This is a genomic window from Escherichia sp. Lx600-2, from assembly GCF_036662595.1.
GTDB classification, from domain to species: domain Bacteria; phylum Pseudomonadota; class Gammaproteobacteria; order Enterobacterales; family Enterobacteriaceae; genus Escherichia; species Escherichia coli.
Genome location: NZ_JAYQWM010000228.1, coordinates 1 through 1,343, shown reverse-complemented (window position 1 = coordinate 1,343; position 1,343 = coordinate 1). Strand labels below are relative to the sequence as shown.

Genomic DNA, 1,343 nt, shown 5'->3' with positions numbered 1-1,343 from the left:
CTCATGATGTCCCTCTGGGATGCGCTCCGGATGAATATGATGATCTCATATCAGGAACTTGTTCGCACCTTCCCTAGTATTAAGACTATCACTTAAATAAGTGATATTGGTTGTCTGGAGATTCAGGGGGCCAGTCTACCGATATCGAACTGATACTTAATTAAAATATCTAGAGTGTGATATATCTCTGAGAACTATCAATACGAATATTAAAAATACTTCCAGAATAACAGCAATACGGGTGGATCTCCATTACCCTCCTGTGATTGACAACGGGGATACCATTACCTGTTTCCCTAACCTGATCCCCGGAGAGATATCTCGTTTCCGTAACTCGCTGAATGCGAAAATTAATGCAGATCAACACCGTAAAAAACAATAAGGCAAACGCACCTACGCAACGTCGGTTTGTATTATCTGGGCGAAAGAATATACACAGTCCTTTAAATGTCATTATCACGTCTGCCTGTTGTTTAACAAAGACGCCTATTACCACCTGGGAGACTATGAGCGCTCTGACACCCTGAGAGGGTTAATTACCGGAGCCTGGTACAGCGCCTTAGGGTTGGAACTGGAAGATCACCAGGGATTAGTTCATTTCCCTACTAATGGACGTTACATCCTGGATATTAACGATCCTGATTTCCCTGAGCAGCACCAGCACTTATTGGCACGTCTGGATTATTTGACGAAGCTCGACACTAAAGCATCAGGCCAGCGTAACTTTGGCTACAGCGGTTTTTGACCTATTGTAACTGCAAGGTGATTTATTATGTATACAGAATCAAACGTTAAGCTTTCCTGTAACGCCCTCTGGCAAAAGTGTGTCCTTGCAACTCTGTATCGGGCTGCTGCTACACATCCTAAAATTAAATTATTACAGTTTAAATTAATACCTTGCCCTGGTATGAATAAGGCAATTCCTTCTCTAATGGCTGATTTTACTGGTGAACTGCATAGACTAATTTCTGAACATTTGCAATGTAAGCGACGTAAAGATAAATCAGTCGAGCCCACCCCTTTATATTACCTCTAGAGTAGGGAAGCTGTGGCTAACGATGCCACTCCTTATCTTATGGTGCTGCTACTTAATAACGATGTCTGGTGTAAGAGTCGTGAGGTGGTGGTTCTCAGAAATCTAATTGAGCAGGCGTGGGGAAAAGTATTGGATGAAGATAACTCCGTTACACATCTGGTTGTGTATCCTGAAGTGGGCTTTGTTGAATAAATCAGATTTCGGGTAAGTCTCCCCCGTAGCGGGTTGTGTTTTCAGGCAATACGCACGCTTTCAGGCATACCTGCTTTCGTCATTTTGTTCAGCGCTCGTACCAGGGCCATAGCCT

General features: G+C 43.3%; 1 protein-coding gene and 1 pseudogene. Both read left to right on the top strand.

Going from position 1 to position 1,343, the window contains the following annotated elements; all coding sequences use genetic code 11:
* The first annotated feature begins 181 nt into the window (after positions 1-181).
* Positions 182-745: pseudogene (locus OQV04_RS24675) on the top strand (inovirus Gp2 family protein).
* 303 nt (positions 746-1,048) lie between these two features.
* A complete protein-coding gene (locus OQV04_RS24670; RefSeq protein WP_124035309.1) occupies positions 1,049-1,228 on the top strand; it encodes a hypothetical protein in 180 nt (59 codons plus the stop codon).
* Positions 1,229-1,343 lie beyond the last annotated feature (115 nt).